The sequence below is a fragment of the Bradyrhizobium sp. USDA 3397 genome (genome assembly GCF_054060965.1).
In genome coordinates, this window is record NZ_JBSSDS010000001.1 from 3,132,559 (window position 1) to 3,151,289 (window position 18,731).

Annotated in this window: 14 protein-coding genes; 9 read left to right on the forward strand and 5 right to left on the reverse strand. The window is 58.5% G+C overall.

Features of this window, described 5'->3' with window-relative positions:
- Positions 1 to 79: 79 nt before the first annotated feature.
- Both ACVWYQ_RS14770 and ACVWYQ_RS14775 read right to left on the reverse strand, forming a co-directional pair.
- Positions 80 to 1,147, reverse strand: coding sequence for a glycosyltransferase family 2 protein (locus tag ACVWYQ_RS14770; protein ID WP_456725748.1), 1,068 nt, complete (start codon positions 1,145 to 1,147; stop codon positions 80 to 82).
- A complete protein-coding gene (locus tag ACVWYQ_RS14775) occupies positions 1,134 to 2,204 on the reverse strand; it encodes a glycosyltransferase family 4 protein (protein ID WP_456727143.1) in 1,071 nt (356 codons plus the stop codon). Before ACVWYQ_RS14775 ends, ACVWYQ_RS14770 begins: the two co-directional genes overlap by 14 nt.
- Before the next feature lie 500 nt (positions 2,205 to 2,704).
- Here ACVWYQ_RS14775 and ACVWYQ_RS14780 point away from each other — a divergent pair, with 500 nt between their 5' ends.
- Complete coding sequence (locus tag ACVWYQ_RS14780) at positions 2,705 to 3,016, forward strand: hypothetical protein (RefSeq protein WP_157286778.1); 312 nt, start codon at positions 2,705 to 2,707, stop codon at positions 3,014 to 3,016.
- 54 nt (positions 3,017 to 3,070) lie between these two features.
- Here the strand turns inward: ACVWYQ_RS14780 and ACVWYQ_RS14785 are convergent, their stop codons facing one another.
- Genes ACVWYQ_RS14785 through ACVWYQ_RS14795 form a run of 3 tightly spaced genes read right to left on the reverse strand, consistent with a single transcriptional unit; the run spans position 3,071 to position 5,986 of the window.
- Complete coding sequence (locus tag ACVWYQ_RS14785; RefSeq protein WP_456725749.1) at positions 3,071 to 3,763, reverse strand: class I SAM-dependent methyltransferase; 693 nt, start codon at positions 3,761 to 3,763, stop codon at positions 3,071 to 3,073.
- Positions 3,764 to 3,821: 58 nt separating this feature from the next.
- A complete protein-coding gene (locus tag ACVWYQ_RS14790) occupies positions 3,822 to 5,108 on the reverse strand; it encodes a glycosyltransferase family 4 protein (RefSeq protein ID WP_456725750.1) in 1,287 nt (428 codons plus the stop codon).
- Positions 5,109 to 5,155: 47 nt separating this feature from the next.
- Positions 5,156 to 5,986, reverse strand: coding sequence for an FkbM family methyltransferase (locus ACVWYQ_RS14795; protein ID WP_275497460.1), 831 nt, complete (start codon positions 5,984 to 5,986; stop codon positions 5,156 to 5,158).
- 261 nt (positions 5,987 to 6,247) lie between these two features.
- Between ACVWYQ_RS14795 and ACVWYQ_RS14800 the strand changes: the two genes are divergently transcribed.
- The 8 genes from ACVWYQ_RS14800 to ACVWYQ_RS14835 all read left to right on the forward strand — a co-directional run bounded on the left by ACVWYQ_RS14800 (position 6,248) and on the right by ACVWYQ_RS14835 (position 18,712).
- Positions 6,248 to 8,212: a hydrolase gene (locus ACVWYQ_RS14800; RefSeq protein ID WP_456725751.1), complete on the forward strand. Its 1,965-nt coding sequence runs from the start codon at positions 6,248 to 6,250 to the stop codon at positions 8,210 to 8,212.
- 118 nt (positions 8,213 to 8,330) lie between these two features.
- Positions 8,331 to 9,737 (forward strand): hypothetical protein, encoded by a 1,407-nt coding sequence (locus ACVWYQ_RS14805; RefSeq protein ID WP_456725752.1) that lies wholly within the window; start codon positions 8,331 to 8,333, stop codon positions 9,735 to 9,737.
- Positions 9,734 to 11,785, forward strand: coding sequence for a glycosyltransferase (locus tag ACVWYQ_RS14810; RefSeq protein ID WP_456725753.1), 2,052 nt, complete (start codon positions 9,734 to 9,736; stop codon positions 11,783 to 11,785). The genes ACVWYQ_RS14805 and ACVWYQ_RS14810 overlap by 4 nt, the downstream gene beginning before the upstream one ends.
- 73 nt (positions 11,786 to 11,858) lie before the next feature.
- Entirely contained in the window at positions 11,859 to 13,280 is a 1,422-nt protein-coding gene (locus ACVWYQ_RS14815) for a lipopolysaccharide biosynthesis protein (protein ID WP_456725754.1), read from the forward strand.
- Between the two features lie 37 nt (positions 13,281 to 13,317).
- On the forward strand, positions 13,318 to 14,190 hold the full coding sequence (locus ACVWYQ_RS14820; protein WP_275497455.1) for a glycoside hydrolase family 16 protein: 873 nt from the start codon (positions 13,318 to 13,320) through the stop codon (positions 14,188 to 14,190).
- 72 nt (positions 14,191 to 14,262) lie between these two features.
- Positions 14,263 to 15,420: a glycosyltransferase gene (locus ACVWYQ_RS14825; RefSeq protein ID WP_456725755.1), complete on the forward strand. Its 1,158-nt coding sequence runs from the start codon at positions 14,263 to 14,265 to the stop codon at positions 15,418 to 15,420.
- 153 nt (positions 15,421 to 15,573) lie between these two features.
- Positions 15,574 to 17,793 (forward strand): AAA family ATPase, encoded by a 2,220-nt coding sequence (locus ACVWYQ_RS14830; RefSeq protein WP_456725756.1) that lies wholly within the window; start codon positions 15,574 to 15,576, stop codon positions 17,791 to 17,793.
- A gap of 226 nt (positions 17,794 to 18,019) precedes the next feature.
- Complete coding sequence (locus ACVWYQ_RS14835; RefSeq protein ID WP_456725757.1) at positions 18,020 to 18,712, forward strand: sugar transferase; 693 nt, start codon at positions 18,020 to 18,022, stop codon at positions 18,710 to 18,712.
- Positions 18,713 to 18,731 lie beyond the last annotated feature (19 nt).

Sequence of the window (18,731 nt, forward strand, 5' to 3'; positions counted from 1 at the left end):
CCGCCCGTCACGGCAACGGCTCCCAAGGCTGAATGGCGACATCGAGAAGGGCCGCCACTGAGCCAATGCAGCGCCTTATCTAGCGCCGCAAAGCCAAACGGAGACGTCCCGATCGTCTCCGGTTCCGAGACCTGTAGGCCATCAACGCTCTGGCTGGTTCGTGAGGCAGCATGGCCGCAAGCACAAAGAAAGCAAGCAGCGCCATTTTTTGAACGATCGGGAACGGCTCAGAGCCAACACTGGCGATCAGTTTCGGCAACATCGAAGCGCGTGAGCTGCCCGATACAATCTGGAGGCAGAAGCTGCGCTCGCGATAGTAAAAGGCGCCTTGCGGCTCAACCAATCTTCGGCCCGGAGCCACCCGAGCGAGAATGGCGCGCAAGTGCTCGGTCCGCGCCACAAACCTCTTGATATCGCGCTGTAGCAACGAAGCGCTTGGAAGCTGACCGAGCTGCGAATCGTTGAGGCCGTGCACACGGTAGTTGCCCAGCTCTTCGGAAAGGCTGACCACGTCCCCAAAGAACGGAGCAACAAACAAGATCACTCCATCAACGGCCTTGTCATAGTCCACCTCGCGCAGCAGTTCGCAGACATCCCGACGAAACACGTTTCCGGACGTCGGTGGCGTCTTGTAGACACCGCGGCTGAGCACCTCATCAACCAATCGGTCGCGCTCCCGAAACGATTCGAGCAACGAAAACGATCCGATAGGCCTGCTTTCGGCATCGATGAGCGTTAGACCAAATTGAAGTTTTGCAACGCGCTCGTCCAACTCGGCCAAGATTCTGGCCAGTGAACCTGGCTTGAGCTCATCGTCGGCGTCGAGGAACAAGACGAATCTTGCTTGGGTCTTTTCTAGACCAAACAGGCAGGCGCCTAGCTGCCCTCTGTTTTCAATCTTGAATGCGGTCACCGCGCAGCGGGTAATCGTCGCCCAGGAGCCGTCAGTTGAGCCATCGTCCACCACCAGGAGTTCGCAGGCATCGCAGTTCTGGTCTAAGACGCTCCTGATCGCTCGCTCAATGTAAGCCTCGTAGTTGAAGCAGGTGATGATGACGGCGAGCTTGGGAAAATCGATGGCCGCTATTCTCGAGCACGTCGTCGCTGTAGCTGGGTCACAGACATCACTTGCTTCAGGCGTGGGCATGAATGTGACCAGACGCCTCTTCGTAAATCGCGAGCGTTTGACGAGCGACTCGCTCGATTGTAAGAAACTCTAGATTGAATTGACTTTTCTTTTTCCATTCCTGCACGGCTTGTTGGTCTTGGAGCAAACAGCGCAATACTTCGGCAAGTCTTTGCGGGTTGCCCACGGGGACGAGAACGCCTGCTTGTCCCTGTTCAAGCAATTCAGGAATTCCGTCGACATCGGTCGCCACGATGGCGCAGCCAGCTTCCCGCGCTTCCGACAGCACCAGCGGAGCGGGATCCGCATGCGACGGCAACACGAAGATGTCGGCTCCTGACAGGAACGGAAAAGGATTATCTTGAGCGCCCAAGAAGGTCACCGCCGACGCGCATGCCATCGAGCTGACCTGGGCGGCATATTGCTCGCGGTGCGGACCGTCGCCCACAATATACAAGCGTCCTGCTCCGAGCGCCGCGTAAACCATATCGAACGCGGAAAAGAGGTCCGATAGCCCTTTTCGCGGATGCAGTCCGCCAACGAAAACGATCGCCGGTGATTGAAGCGAGGCTGGCGTGCGATCCTTTTGCTCGAAACGCGCTGCACCGATTGTTCCATTCAGAACCACGCGGATCCTCGACTGTGGGATGCCTCGCCTTCGCATTGACTTACCAACGGCTGCACTAACCGCGATCACTCTCGCTCCGAGGCCCATGAGCACGGCGCTCCGCTCGAATTCATTGTGAACGGTCGTGATGAGCGGAATTCCGAGCAACTTGCAAATTGGCCAGGCAAGGACGGCGCTGGTCATCATATGGGCATGAACCACCTCTGCCCGCCAATCGCGCATCAGCCGGTAGAGCGACAGCGTGGCCTGCAGCAGCTCCTTAGGTCGACGCTCCAAACCGATGCGGATGGTTTCGACATTGTTTTTCGCGAGCAGCGCATCAAAATCGCCGCCGCCGCTCACCATTGCGACTTGATGGCCGAGTTTCACCTGCGCACAGGCGAGGTCCACGGCGGCATGCACATGACCATTCAGCCGGCGTGTGTGATTGAGTAATTGTACAATACGCATGCACACCTGCGGCAAATTGCCTGGAAGATGCAAGACACCAGTGCTTGGTCCAGCGCGTTCACCGGGACGATTGATCTCAAGATGAAAAAGCAGCCAACCGTGCTTACGGTGCAAATACCCTGCCAAGGTGACAGCGGTCGAAACACTAAACCCTGTACCGAAAAAAGCCGTTGACGGGGAATGCGCCAACTTGATCTGGCGGTTCCACTTGCTATTGTGGCTCGTCGGCACAGGACTCGGCCTGCAAGCAGACCTAAGTTATTGTTCGGATGCATCAAACCGGCTTTGGCGCCCCGTGAGTGCTGCACCGCCACAAGATTTTGCCACACTGCGAGTTTACGTTCTCGCAACAGGTGATCTGTCACTTGACCGGTTCGTCGGTTGGGCAAGCGAGGCGAGGTGTCGAACTCCGGCCGGCGTGAGGGGGCGCGAAACCGATCGCAAGGACGTTGTTTCAGCTCAGCTCTTCCAGGGGACTTCGCGTATCGCGGGACACTGTAATGGAATACGCGGCTATCGGACTGGCAATTTTCGGAGCGGTGTTGGGGCTGCGCTTCCGATTTCGGGCATTGCTCCCCTTTGCCTTGCTTGTCCTGTTTGTCACGATCTTCCTGACACTTAATCAGCGCCTCGGCGGGCTTGAAACCGTTCTTGCCGTCTTAGCCACCCAAGCCATCTTGCAAGGCGGTTACTTTGTCGGCGTCATTATCCGCGCGCTGTTTCGTGCCTATCAGCGCAAGCTGATTGCGCCAGACGAGCTGGCTGCAGCGGATAAGCGCAGCTCCAATTCAGGATCGATCGCCTCCAACTGAGGCCGATCACCCGGCTCAGCCTATGACCGCAACCCAGCCGACTTGCGCCGGTCCTCATTTTGCGAGGACCAACAGCGAGTAGCCGCCTAGCAAACGCACAGCGAGATCCGCATTGAAGGCAAACATCAGGCGGCGGGGCACTCGCATGAGACGGCTTGTGAAGGCCTGATTGGGCAATTCCAACCGACTAGCGGTGTAACAATGATCGACAATCGTGTAGCCGCAATCCTCGAGCGTGGCCAACGCTGACTGTTTGAAGAAGTAGTGAATGTGTCCGACATTGCGTCTGAGGTCGGCAATCGGCCAAGCCCGCAAAATGGATTGCACGGAGAGATCCAACGGGATGTGAAAGATCTTAAATGTTCCAAACCTACGCAACTGCTTTATGAATGAAACATAGTCCTCAACGTGCTCGATCACGTCAATCGCGAGGATAACATCAAATTCTAAATCGTGTTCTCCGAGGAGGTTGCTTAAGTGAAACTTCGTACGTTGAGTACTTTTTGCTGCTGCGCGCCTGAACGCATCGGGCGAGATTTCGTACCCCGATAAGCGCGCATCCGGAAACGTCCTTTCCAGGTTCAACAAGATCTCGCCCGTCCCGCAGCCGATCTCGCATATGCGCTGGGTCGGGATGTTGTTTCGCCGGATCATCTGCGCGACGTGACCCGCCTTCCACGGCGCATCCTCCTCATGCCATGTCGGATTGTTCTTTCCGTAAGCATCACCCTCGTATAATTGCTTCATTACGCAAACCTTCTCAAAAGATGGGGGAGCGTCGCCTATGATTTCCTGCCTCATGCCGCTAAGATAAAGCCTCCAAGTTCAAGCTTGATTCCGCCGCGGTGGCTACAGCGCGATGAGCGGATTTTCGCAGACTATCTGCCAGCTCCGCGTACAGCTTCTCCGCATTGTAGCTTTGGTGGACAGTTTCGATTGCTGCTCGGCCAAGTGATTGGTGATTGCCCCAGGCATCGAGGATGGCAGCGGATAGACCTGTTACGTCACCGACGGGAAATAGCACGCCATTAACTCCGTGCGTGACCAATTGCTCAAACGCCCGTATGCGGCTCAGAACCACCGCCGCACCGCAAGCCATTGCCTCCAGGACAGCAAGTGCCACCGCCTCGTTCGCCGAGGGCATCACGTATACGCCGCACCGGCACAGCAAGGAGCGCACCTTGGATCGGTCGACAAATCCATGAAATCGCACCCGGTGCGACAAGCCGAGCTTCGCGGCGAGCCCCTGCATCAGGTCCTTGTCGGGCCCCGTGCCGACAATATCCAGCGTCCATTCCTCTGGCAGGTTGGCGAGTGCGCGAATGAGGTCGGTCGTGCGCTTTTGCCTGTTGGTCAAACGCGTGATTGTCAGGATCGTTTTGGAACGGCTCGCGGCCGCATCCGGAAAGAACTCCGATACGTCGCAGCCGTTCGGCTGGAGACGGGATCGACCGCCATAACGACTGACGATGCGACACTCCTGCTCGGTTTGACCATAGAGCAACGCCGCCCTGCAAAAGCTATCGCGTTTGAACAGCTTCACGACACGATCCGGCAGGCCGCCATGATCTGCACCGACTATTGGCAAATCAATTCGACCTGCGAGGTGATCGAACCTGCCGCTCCAATATTCCTGCACGTACAGCAGATCAATTCTATCCGCTGCCAGCGCTTTCCGAAGCGGCCGCATAAATGCAATCGTGTTCAACCGTTCCTCAGCATATAGGGACCAGCGCGAACGGCGCGACAGGCGCTTGACCCACACCCGTTCGATCAGCTGGTACCAATTCTCGAGCGGCAGAAATCGAACGTCGATCCCAACATCGGTGGCGAACTTTCCCGACTCCCGCAGTGCGGGGATATAGAGCATCGGCCTAATCCCGTTTCGACTCAAACCGCGAGCATAGTACCACGCCCAATCGTTTCGATACCGCTCGAGATAGCTAGCGCGCGTCTGACCCTGCACCCACCCAAAAAACCCTTCGAAGGAACTGCAGCTGAGCAGCATCGCGACATTGATACGCTTTGCTTCAGCCGCGGGCTCTAACGATGACATGTGCGGCATTCTTGCTCGTGCTGAAAACTCTTTCATTCAAGCTCAGTCCGGGTCTGGTCAGCCATTCGTTTTCTCGACCAACGCTACCTGCGCGGGGCTTGCGCCAATTGCCCGTCAAGATTCGTGCCACGCCGAGAGGTCATGCGCTCCGAATGCACATACCAGCCGTCCCACTGCGAGAACTCCTCGAAGACTCGCTTGTATCCGTGCGTCGCAAGAAGCGCCTGAATCGCAGCTTCCGTTTGTCGATTCTGCTCCACGCTGAGTAGATCGATGCTGTAGCGGGAGAAATCGAAGCTCTTTAGGATATCGTACTCGCTCCCCTCGGTATCGATCGACATGTAGTCAATCCTGCGAGGAGCATTGCAGTCCGCTAGCAGCTGGTTAAGCGAAACCGTCTCGACTTCGATCTCTTGTCCGGCTGAACGCACAGCTGCAAAATGATCACCCGAGGCGAATTCGGCTACCCCGCTGAGCTCCGGATCCACGTCGTTCGTTACCAGGAAGCGTACCTTCTTGCCTGAACTAGAGCTGATGCACCGATGATCCTTGCGCGAAGTCCGGTTCTGTGTGAGCGCGTCGTGCCAGATTGGATTTGGCTCAGCTAGAATTCCTTGCCAGCCGTATTCCTTTTCCAACAGCCAGGTGTTGCTATTCGTAACGCCGTTGGTTGCACCAAACTCAACAAAGAACCCGCCCTGCTTCTCTCCGAGCTCGTAGCTGACCCAGAGGTCTTGAAATATTTGCGATCGCGATCGATCGCGATTCAGAAAGCAATGGGCCAAGAAGCGGATCTCGTCCATTCGACCAAAACGTTCCACTTCAGGGCGCCGCAACCGGATGCCATTGAAGATCATCCTGCGCAACGACGCGCTTTGTGCAGCCCTGGAGGCAACAGAAGCGAGCGCAGACATCCCATGCTTAGTAAGCGATCGCATCATTATTCTCTAAATACCCATCGCTGGAACGATCAGCTGAGACCGTGAGAATTCGGCTGGTAATTCGCCGGTCCATACAATTCTTAAATATGAACGCCCCTCAGAGTTGGCACGCAAAATGCTACAAGCAATTTATTGATCTGAGCAACATCTAATTGCGGAGCCCGCCTAGCACAAATCAATTTGCGACCGTTACGCGTGTTCTGCGTCATTCGGTGCGTTGGAGTTTGGTAATTTATGAAGTCACATAGGCTAGCCGAGCGCGTCAGAGCCGCCGATGGAATCGATCTGATATCCGTCGACGTCTTTGATACGCTTCTCCTGCGAACCGTGCGTTCCGCTCGCTCACGTATTGTGCAAGGTGAGCATTTATTCAGCAACCTTCTTCGGGCGCGCGGCTGGCAAATTGAACCTGTTCTGCTGGCGAGAGCCAGACAAGAAGCCGAGCGAATTGCCTTCCGAGTGCTCGCCGTGCGCGGTTCCGGTGAAGTCCGACTGCCCGACGTGATCGATCGGCAACTTCGCTTGCTAGGTCTTCCGGATTCCTTGAGCGCTGCGCGATTGGCAATTGAACTCGACATCGAGAAGACCTCGCTCGTTGCAAACCGGACCTTGGCCGGGTTTCTGCGCGCACGTCGAGCGGCGGGCAACCGCGTTGTCGCCGTCAGCGACACCATGCTGTCGTCTGCAGACCTCGATAGACTAATCTCGCATTTTCATGGGCGCGATGTTGTTGATCAGATCTACAGCAGCGCCGATCAGAGATGCACGAAGCGTGACGGTGCCCTGTTTGCCCGGGTCGCCGAAGCAGAAGGGGTGTCCCTAGGACGAATTCTGCACATCGGCGATGATCCGCATGCCGACGTCCGTCGCGCCTCGGCACATGGATTAACTGTCATTCATACACCCCGGCCGGTCTGGTTCAGCTATTTGCGCAAGGCGAATGGCGGTTTGGTTGCTGCTCGGGCCGCATTGTCGCGACCAAAGCGCGGCAACCGCTCGGCAGCGGAGCCACCCGAAAATGCGTACGCGTTTGGACGTGTTGTCCTTGGGCCCATCGTCACTCAGTTTTGTTTGCTGATTTGGCTATACGCCGCCGAAGTGAACGCATGCGACAAGGCGACCTTGCTGTTCTGCGCCCGGGGCGGTGTTGGAATAAGGGAAGTCTTCGAACGAGTCATCGCTCGGCTTTCGCTGCCGCTCGGCATGCCACGGCAGAACTTCATGGTCTCACGCCTCGTTGCGGCGCGCGCCGCGGTGTTGGTTCGCAGCGCTTCCGCGCTCGAGGAGATTGCCCGTGAGTTTCGCGGCCGCTCGTTTCTTGATGTAGCTTGTGCCCTTGGTGGAGGACGCTACGAGCTGCCAGAGGAATGGAACCAGCCATTTCGTGCAGACGTATTCTTGACCATGTTGTTCGACGATCGCGCGAAGGCGGTTGTGTCTGACATCCGCGTGCAGAACGCGTTGTTCGAGCGGCACTTTGCCAAACTCCGGGGCGATGCTCGCCGAATTCTGCTGTGCGATACCGGTCTCTACGGAAGCACACAGCGGCTATTGGCCAGTGCCTTTCCGGCGCTACAAATTGAAACCATTCAGTTTGCCCGATCAAACTATAAGGGACACAGCGAAGAACATTTCAAGCAGGTTCTCGGTCTCTTGGTTGAGCGCAATCGCTATAGTCCGCTCGACGTCCGTTCCTCAGTCCTGCGGTATTGGCATCTGATTGAGAGCCTGTTCGAACCAAGGATCCCCTCGGTCACTTCTTTTGTCGACGAGGGAGCGGATGTCGCGGCCAATTGCGGCGACATCCGGTTTGGGATCAGCGATGCCAGCCTCGGAAACGAATTGCTGTCCGGCGCGCTCAGTTATGTAGACAGCCTTCCGATCGACGGCGGGGCAGCGGCATTACGCGATGCCGATGCCGCCTGGGTTCGGCTCAAGCGGGCCATTACGCGGCCTACCGCCGGCGAATTGCGATGCCTCGAAGTGCCGGGCCGATCCGTCGACTTTGGCAGGCCCGATGTGCTGCAGGCATTGCGCGCCGAGCAACCCCAGCCGGTGTTGAGCAGGCTGGCATCGCTGCGATTTGAACTCTGGCGTGAGGGCGCAATCGCTCGGCAATTCCCTGTCCTTAAGCACGCTCTGCTGCCGATGCTTGATTCCATACATTCTATCAGGGGCATGATGGCTCGCCAGCATTGAAAAAGCCGATGCCGAATCCAGCAGCACTTCACGTGCCGTCTCCGGTCAGCCGCCCTGGCTCCGCGACTCTGGTCAGGACGTGTCGCAGCGTACTCGAGTCAAACCCCGGCGGTGCGCCATGTCGCTAGAACCGATCGGGATTTTGACCATCCTACTCGGGTTGCTCTGCCTGCCGCTCGGTTATCGCGCCACTTTCGGCGTGCTGATGGGCACTGCCCTGTTTGGCGCGGCCGCCGCCATCCTCGTCGGCGGCGCAAACATTCAACCGGCACACCTGTTCTTAAGTTTTGCCATGGCGGCAGTGCTCGCTCGGCGCCACGAGGCTGCCGCTGCGATGCGAGCCATGAGCTTCGGCCAACCCGGATTCTGGCTGTTGTGCTTGGTGATCTTTGGTGTCGGCTCTGCTGTCCTGATGCCGCGCTTACTGGCTGGCGCAACGCAGATCGTTCCTCTTGGCGCGTCGGAATACGCCGACACCGGCTCAACCGTCCCGCTTGGGCCAGTGTCCAGCAATTTTACTCAGTCCGTCTACATGGCAGCGGATCTTGCCTGCTTCGGGATCACGGCCGCGATCGCAACGACTCATGCCGGCTTTCGCGCCGTTGTCGCCGCAGTACTCGGCTATTGCGCCGGAAACGTCCTGCTCGCCATGCTGGACATCGGAACGTATGCGACAGGCACCCAAAGTTTCCTCGATTTCATGCGGAACGCCCGGTACACAATGCACGCCGATGATCAGGTCAACGGCGTAAAGCGGATCGTGGGTTCATTTCCCGAAGCTTCCGCATTCGCGCGCGCCACTCTCGGAGCGTTCGCGTTCACCGGCACCCTCTTTCTGAGCGGCAGGATGCCAATGCTCACCGGCCCGATGGCGCTTGCATCGCTGGCGCTGGTCGTTCTGTCAACCTCCTCGACAGGATTTGCTGGGACTCCACTGGTCGGCTTGATCCTTTACGCCGGACTTCTGCGGCGATCGGGCTTTCAACCGAACCGTCCGCTCAGTTCCGCGGCCGTGCTATGCACGCCGATCCTCTTGGTCATCGTGATCTTGGGCGTGCTCCTCGACGAGCGAGCCAGCGAAACGGTGCGTACCTATGTCGATACGTTGATTCTCAACAAATCCTCTTCGACCTCGGCCGTCGAGCGCAGCTCGTGGAACGCGGCTGCCCTACAGAACTTCTTTGACTCCTTTGGTTTCGGCGTTGGGCTCGGAACCATCCGCACATCGAGTTTTCCGATCGCACTGCTTGCCAACGTTGGTATTCCGGGAACTGCCTTCTACCTCCTTTTTGCGGCAACAGCCCTGTTCGCACCATTGAATGGTCCGCGGGCTTATGAGACCGACGCTCGCCTAGCCGCGCGCAATGCATGTTTTGCTCTCATCATTGGCGACACGTTGGCAGCTCCATCCGTGGAGCAAGGTCTGCTGTTTTACGCCCTCGCCGCGCTGGCTTGCGCTTCACCGCGGGATCACCTCGAAGGAGTGTTGCTCACGCCGTCCGAACCATCGGGAGCCAAAGCATGAATGCCTCCAGCAATTTTGCCGTCAATGGCCGCTATCTGACTCAGCCCACGAGCGGCGTGCAGCGCTACGCCCAGGGCGTCACGGCGGCAATGAATCAGGCACTCGTCGGGTCCGGCGCAAGCGTTCCGATCATTGCCCCCGCGGCCGCCCCCGATCCTCGGCTTCAGGCCATGCCGCTCATTACGGCGGGGCCGCTCGGCGGGCACCTCTGGGAGCAATTGGTTCTTCCCGGGCGGTGGCCCGGACCGTTGCTCAATCTCGGCAACACAGCGCCGGCCGTCAAACCGGATCAGGTCGTGTGTATTCACGACGCCAACGTGTTCGACGCACCGGAGAGCTATCGACCAGCGTTTCGCGCGACCTATCGCGTGCTGCAACCGCTGTTGGCAAAGCGCGCTGCAAGGATCACCACCGTTTCAGCCTATTCGGCCCGACAACTGGCCCGGCACCTGCCGCTACGCGCCGCGGACATTGCGGTGCTTCCAAATGGACACGAGCACGCCTTGGCCTGGGACCCGAGCCTTGCGCGCAAGGATTGCCAGGTTGCGGCCGGCACCCGGTTCGTGCTGGCGCTCGGATCGCGCGCTCCGCATAAGAACCTGCAGCTGGTTAGCACGATCGCCCCGGAGCTCGCCGCTATGAACATCGGCGTGATCGTCGCCGGTGCCGGGGCGGACATATTTTCCCCTGAACCTTTAACGGACGCATACGACTTAACCCTCCTCGGCCGCGTCACAGATGACGATCTCGCCTATCTTATGGATCGCGCCTTGTGCTTGATCTTTCCATCATGGACAGAAGGTTTCGGACTTCCGATCATCGAAGCCATGGCGCGTGGTTGTCCCGTCATTGCCTCGGATCGCGCCAGCATGAGCGAAGTATGTGGCGATGCCGCTTTGCTCGCCCCCCCCGACGATCCACGACGCTGGGTTCAATGCATTCGGCAGCTCTCGACATCCGGCGATCTGCGCGATGAACTGGTCGGACGTGGCCGCGAGCGGATCAAGATGTTTTCTTGGGCGCGCACCGCGGCTGGATATGTCGAGCTGATGGAAGAGCCTACATCGGCTCTGAGAAGACCTGAGACCACCGTTGGACGCATGCCCAGGGTGGCAGTGGCAATCGCAACACGAGGACGACCCGAAACGGTGACGGCAACCCTGACTCACTTGCTGCAAACCCAAACCCTCAAGCCGGACGCCGTCATCGTGTCTTGCGTCAACCTTGAAGATGCGGGCGATGCCGCCAAGCTGCCCGGCGTTCGGCTTGTCACCGGCCCCGGCGGCTTGCCGGCTCAGCGAAATACCGCGTTGGCCGCGCTCAGTAATGAGGCCGACGTGATCGTGTTCTTCGACGATGATTTTCTGGCGGATCCCGATTGGTTGGCCGCGGCCGCGCAAACATTTCGAGACGAACCAGAGGTCGTCGGCTTCACTGGTTATCTTTATGCTGACGGCATCCTCGGACCGGGTCTCAGCTTTGATGAAGCGCGGCGCATCTTGACGGAAGGCACGCTGTCGCCCGAAGCACCGCGCATCGAACCATTCAGCCCGTACGGCTGCAACATGGCTTTCCGCATGTCTGCGATCGGCAACATTACCTTTGATGAGCGGCTCGTCCTCTATGGGTGGCAGGAAGACCGGGATTTTGGCGCAGCGCTCGCAAAGCGAGGCGGCCGCCTGATCAAATCCCCCCGCGCCCGAGGCGTGCATATGGGACTGAAGGCGGGTCGTGTTGCCGGAGATCGCCTGGGCTATTCCCAAGTGGTCAATCCAATCTACCTGCTGCGCAAAGGCACGATGACGCCTCGGCAGGCAACCATGCAGATCTTTCGGAACGTCGCCATCAACCTGGCGCGCGCCGCCAGACCTGAACCTTTCATCGACCGGCGGGGCCGGCTTCGCGGTAACGTGCTCGGTTTCGCCGACGTTCTGAGAGGCCGTCTTGAACCCGAGCGCGCAGCGACCATCATACCGAGCGACAAGAGCTCGGGCCCGCGACCACTATCTCCAAGCACAGGCACTCGCGATGACGCCACTGCCTCATGAAGCCGCGCGAGCCGGCACTCTTTCCGCATCGGCGACCAGGCAATGCGTCGTCGCAACGTGCAGGCATTGAGTCGTGCTTGCCCGCAAAACCCTCTTGGGCGCCGCTTGGACTGTGTCGTCCAGGCTAACAGCCCGGGCTATCGATTTCGTCACGCTTCTGGTCCTCGCACGCATCCTGACGCCCGCTGATTTCGGCCTCACCGCCCTCGCCGCTACCGTAACGATCATCGCGGACATGGTGCTCGAGGTACCAACGCTGCAGGCTCTGACGCGCTTGCCAAGCGTAACGAAGTCGCACTTGGACACTGCCTTCACCTTGAGCGCTCTCAGAGGCATCGCCTTGACATTGGTGCTTTTGCTCGTGGCGTGGCCCTTTGCTCAGATTTACCAGGATTCCCGCTTGGCCAGCTTGATCATCGTGAGCGCCATCGGACCCTTGGCTCGCAGCCTGTATAGCCCTGGAATGGTCGAGCACACCCGCAGCCTGGCTTTCAGGCCAGTCTTTGTTGCCGAGATCTTTGGCAAACTTGCCGCAGCGATCATTGCAGCGACAGCAGTCAAACTTGGCGCTGGGTACTGGGCCATCGTCGCCAGCGGCATCGCAGCGTCCTTGGCCGCCACATCGATGTCGTACCTGTTGGCCCCTTACAGACCAAACCTCTCGCTGTCGAAGTTTCGGGAGTTCTCGGCTTTTCTGGGTTGGCTGAGTGGCGCTCAGATCATCATCGCGCTGAGCTGGCAGTTTGATCGAATCCTACTCGGCTATTCCTCGAGCAAGGCCACGTTGGGTCAATATACGATGGCGAGCGATCTATCGGTGATGCCAACCCAGAGCCTGATCGGCCCGGCGATGCAGCCTCTCATGGCCGCACTGTCGCAGATCAACCAGAACCAGGACCGGCTCCGTCATGCCTATTCGAAGGCGTCCCGGCTCACGATGTCACTTGCCGCGCCGGCTTGCATCGGAATGTCGTTGACCGCGGACTTGATCGCCGAAGTCTTGCTGGGGCCCCAGTGGGGCGAGGCTGGACTCTACTTGCGGTGGCTCGCATTGTCGACCGTCCTCAGCGCGTTCTATCAGCCCCTGCATTCGTTGGCGCTGGCCACCAATCGAACCCATCTGGTGTTTCGCCTCACCCTGGTCGAGCTGTGCGCCAAGATCGTTCTGATGTGTTTTGGCTTCTACTTCTATTCGATTGCAGGCGTGGTCGCGGCACGAGCCGCGGTTTCGTTCATCATGTTCGTTCTCTCCTTGATGGGAGCCCGGCAACTGGTCGGAACAAGCGTCGCGTCGGAGGCGGCCAATCTTTGGCCAATCGCCGCCGCATCTGCGGTGATGACCCTTCTGGTGATGGGCCTGCGATACAAGCTGCCTGAAATCCAGCTGGCTGCCTTTTTCGAACTGGGAGTGATCTCTCTGTTCGGCGCCAGTGTGTATGTCGGCGCGCTGTACGGCTTTGGTGTTCGGGTCAGCAGCCGCGCAGGGGCGGTGTGATGGTCGAAGTGCACGATGCAGGATCAAGGAGAGCGAGATGACCGAGAAGGGGCATGCAACAAGACGCCCGACCTGGGCAGCCACGTCGGTCGTGCTCACGGTCGGGATTTCACTCGGTTCTGCGATCGCAGCCGAGCAGCCTGCATCCTGTGAACTTCATCCCGTCTTGCTTGAAGACTTCAACGACCTCAGTGTCTCAGCGACCCGCCTGGGCGCTGCCCGTTGGACCGCACACACCCCTTGGTCGGGCGATTTCGGCGACGCGGCATTTGCCAATCCGGGACCGAGGGGGCCATTCAAGGTGGAAGACGGAGTTCTCGCCATCACCGCTTCAAAGGATCGGAACGGCAAGTGGACGTCGGGTCTTCTGGCGGCAGCCGATGCTTCCGGCGCCGGGACCGGAACCCGGTACGGCTATTTCGAAGCACGTATGAAGATGCCGCCCGGTCCGGGAACGTGGCCGGCATTCTGGCTTGCCGCTCTGAAGCCCGCCACGGTGACGGAAGGAAACGTCGAACTCGATGTCATCGAGTATTATGGGCAGTTCACATCCGCTTATCAGGCCGCCACGCACATCTGGTACAAGCAACCGCACAAGACCCGTGGCGAGGCGCACAAGGTCACGGTACCGAACGATGCGCTCGTGCAAGACTTCCACACTTTCGGCGTAGATATCTCGCCGCAAGCCGTTGTGTTCTTCTTCGACAGGACCCCGGTCTGGAGCCAACCCACCCCACCTGAACTCGACGGTCCACTCTACCCTCTTGTGAACCTTGCCCTCGGCGGTGGTTGGCCGATCGATCAGACACCCAATCCTTCCACGCTGTTGATCGACTATGTCCACGTGTACGGGCGCGGGCCTGGTCCGGCCGAAGGCTGTCCGCCTGCCCCTGAAGTCCTACCACGCTGAAGCATAGATGTCCGCTCGATCCCAATGCGCAATCACAGCGCATCTTTGATCAATTCGGGAAGGATTGACTGCATGAAAGTCGCGATCATTCACTATTGGCTTGTGGGGATGCGCGGAGGCGAGAAAGTCCTCGAAGCTCTTTGCGAGATGTATCCCGAGGCGGACATCTATACGCACGTCTATGTTCCGGAGATGGTCTCCGAAACTATTCGCAAACACCGCGTTGTTTCGACCTTTATCAATCGGCTACCGCGCGCTCCACGCATGTACAAGACCTATCTCCCGCTCATGCCGCTCGCTCTGGAGCAGCTAGATTTGCGCGACTATGATCTGATTCTCAGCAGCGAATCCGGACCGGCAAAAGGCGTCATTGCTCCTCCTCACGCCCTCCACGTCTGCTATTGCCACACACCCATGCGCTACATCTGGAATATGTTTCACGATTACCGAGCCAGCGCCGGTTCGCTCGCGCGCCTGGCCATGCCCTCGCTTGCGCACTATCTAAGACTGTGGGATGTCGCTTCCGCCGCACGGGTCGATAGCTTCGTTGCCAATTCCGCAACCGTCGCCGGCCGTATCCGTCGCTACTACGGTCTCAACGCCAACGTGATTCATCCTCCAGTGGATACTGCAGCATTCTCGCCGTGCCCCTCCTCCGAACTCGGCGACTACTATCTGATGGCCGGCGAACTCGTGTCCTACAAGCGGCCCGACCTTGCGGTACGCGCGTTCAACGAATTGAAACTGAAGCTGGTGGTCATCGGCGGCGGCGAGATGTTATCCGAGATTCGCCGCCTCGCCGGCCCGACCGTTTCCGTGCTCGGACCGCAGCCGTTCGAGGCACTCAAGCACCATTACGCGCGCTGTCGCGCGCTCATCTTCCCGGGAGAAGAAGACTTCGGCATGGTCCCGGTAGAGGCCATGGCGAGCGGACGTCCGGTGATCGCTTTCGGGCGGGGGGGCGCTACCGAAACAGTCGCAAACGACCTGACTGGTCTCTTCTTCGACGAGCAGACCATTGATGCCATCAGCAATAGCATTGCCCGATTCGAGCGAATGACCTTTGAGCCCGAGGCTATCGTTGCTCACGCCCAGCAGTTTGGCCGCGAGCCATTCATCCGCAAAATGCGTTCGCATATCGATTTCCTTTTCGCCCAACGCGCCAGATCGGAGACAGCAAAGCAAGGAAGCGCTCGGCATGAGCTCAACCCTCAATTGACTGTTTCTTGAGCACAGCCTGCACGGCATTTGGGCTCTGTAACATCAATTTAATGGGCGATACTGCTTTTTGTTTAAATGCCAATTCTTGTTTGCGCGAGCAGATGCGAGCCGCTCCTTTTGGACTGTACGCGTTCATAAAACGAGTTGAGTTGAGGGCGTGGAATGAACATCGCCGGCGAATTTCGGCCCTACGCGACGGCGACAGAAGCCGCCCCTGATCAGGCAAGATCTCTGCTTCTGCTACGCGACTTCTTACGTCGCGAATGGCGTCTTGTTGCCTTGATGACGGCCGCCTCGTTGGCGCTTGGCTCGCTCTACGTCGGGATGGCGCCTCGCAAGTTCACGGCGCAGGCTGACATGTTCGTTGATACCAAGGGAATTACTTCGCCACGAAGTGAGAATGCCCAGGAACATCAAGGCGTAGACGACGCTGTTGTGGAGAGTGAGATCGAGACCACCAGGTCCGAAAAGGTCGGCAAAGCGGTCATAAACAAGTTGCATCTCACGGATGATCCAGAGTTCGTCGCCTCGGGCAATGCAATCACAAGCCGCTTGGCCCGATGGTTGCGGCTAACGAAACCGTCCGAAGAAAGGCCTTCGTCTGCCGAGCTGGAGCGACGCGCGCTTGGCGTTCTCAAGGACAATCTGCGCGTCACCCGTTTGGGCCGCAGCTACGTCGAGCAGATCGCCTATACTTCGCTTGACCCGGACAAGGCTGCACGGATCGCCAATGCTTTCGCCGATGCCTATATCGAATACCGGCTGCAGGCAAAGTACGAGGCTACCCGACGCGCCAGCGTTTGGTTGGAACAGCGGATCAGCGAACTCCGTCAGCAGGCCAGCAATGCCTACAAAGCCGTGCAGGACTTCAAGGCCGAAAACGGCATTATCATTGGCGTCGAAGGCAAATTGGCGAGCGAGGTTGAGCTCGATCAGCTCGGCGTCGCACTGGCCAAAGCTCGCGCCGACACCAGCCAAGCTCGCGCCAAGCTCGAGCGTATACAACGCATTCTCGAACAACGACCCGAGAAGGAGAACTTCACGATCCCAGATCCGGTTGTCACGGATGCGCTTAACAGTCCGGTGATTACCAAGCTACGTCAGAAATACCTGGAGAACCAAAACAAGCAAGCCGAATGGAGCGCGCGCTATGGGGCCGAGCATGAGGCCGCCAGGAATCTGCGATCCGAAATGGCAGCGCTGCAACGGTCGATGTGGGATGAAATCTCCCGTATCGCGGAGAGCTATAAGAGCGAACTCCAGATTGCGAAGTCGCAGGAGGAGGCGATCGATAGGCGAATGATCGAGATCTTCCAGCAATCCGGGGCGACGCGGCAAGCTCAGGTTCACTTGCGGGAGCTGGAAACCGGCGCGAACACCTATCGCGGCATCTACGAGGCCTTCCTGTCTCGATTCACCCAGTCGGTGCAACAGCAATCGTTTCCGTCGACAGAGGCCCGCGTGGTAACGGAAGCGTCGGCACCTGCAAAGCCAAGCTCGCCCAAGCTCGCACTCGCCTTGGCTTTCGCAGCAATGTGCGGACTCGGCCTGGGCACGCTCGCCGCAATAGCCCGAGAGCAATTCATGTACCGGAGGGTCCACACACGGGACCAGCTCGAGAAGCTGTTGAGCACGCCCTGCCTGGCCGCGTTCCCAGCTGTTTCAAGGCTCCGGACGCGATGGCGCGGCGGTCACGCGAGTGCCTTCCATCGAATCAACCAAGCCGCTCCTTTTTCGGCCACGGCCGAGGCGTTGCGTTACATCAAGGTTGCCATCGACCTGCATCCGGCAAAGCCAAAAGTGATCGGCATTACGTCGGCCCTTCCTGGTGAAGGGAAGACAACCGCCACCGCGGCGCTTGCCGCATTTCTTGCCAGAAGCGGAGCCCGCACGCTTCTGATTGATTCCGATCTGCGTAAACCGGCCTTATCCAAAATGCTTGGCTACGAGCGCCGGTTGGGGCTGCAACGGATGGTGGTCGATCGGTTGCGTCTCAAAGACGTCATCATCAACGACCTCAATTTCAACTTCGATGTCGTCCCCTCGCCATCCGGGGCACCGCCCTCGAACAGCTCGGATGTGCTTTGTGCGTCATCGGTCAGGCTGGGACTGGAGCGAGCTCGCGAGGATTACGACTACATCATTTGCGATTTGCCGCCGATCTTGCCCATCGCTGACGTCAGAGCGGTCGCAAGCCTGTTTGACGCTTTTGTGATGGTGGTTGAATGGGGCACGTCCACCAACGAGGTCCTCAAGGCAATCCAGTCATCGCCGCTTGTTTCGGAGCGATTGCTTGGCACCGTTCTCAACAAAACTGATGAAGCGTTTATGCGTCGCTTTGAGGGTTATTCCGATCGGCGCTACTCCTATTATCAGAACTGAAGGAAGCTAGAGGCGCCGTTGCCGCCTTTTCTCAAAATCGCAAAGTCATCACGAGCTAATTCATACGACGCTGAAAAAATCCGCTGGCTCTGCCGAAACTTTAAACTTGTATTAATTTTGCACCGCGTCAGAATTTAATCTGCTCGCATTGGGGGAATGAGACCGAAAGAAAAGAGGGGACGAGCTCGAAGGCTTTCTAGGTATTTTGTTTTATGGAGTTCCCGCAATGGCCAATGTGGTCGATACACGCGGCGAGTTGCCTTTCATTTCCGCGAAGAGACGTTTTCCCGCCCACGTGGCACCGCGTCCCGTGGGTACAGGCGTAAAGAGATCGATTGATCTTGTATTAGCGGCTTTTGGCATTCTGCTGTTTTCTCCTTTGCTGTTGCTCTGTTGTTTGGCCCTGATCTTGTTTTCGCCAGGACCGCTGCTGTTCCGTCACAGACGGGTGGGCTTTAATGGTCAGACCTTCGACTGTCTGAAGTTCCGCACCATGGCGCCTGACGCAGCGGAGCGGCTGCAACGGTTGTTGGAGTCGGATCCTGCGGCCGCTGCCGAGTGGAAGGCCGCTCGCAAGCTACGCGCAGACCCTCGCGTCACGCCGCTGGGCGCAGCGCTACGTCGATCCAGCCTCGACGAATTGCCTCAGTTGTTCAATGTCATTCGAGGTGACATGAGCATCGTCGGTCCTCGGCCTGTCACTGAAGAAGAACTGGCGCGGTACGCGTACAAGATCGACGCCTACCTCGCCTGCCGTCCTGGCATCACCGGCCTTTGGCAAGTGAGCGGTCGCAGCACAACCACCTACCGCCGGCGCGTTGCCTGCGATGCGTTCTACGCGCGCAATTGGTCCATCATGCTGGACGCAAAGATCATGCTGGCGACCATCCCGGCCGTATTCGAGGATGCAGCATATTGAAACCTGACTCGGCGCCCCG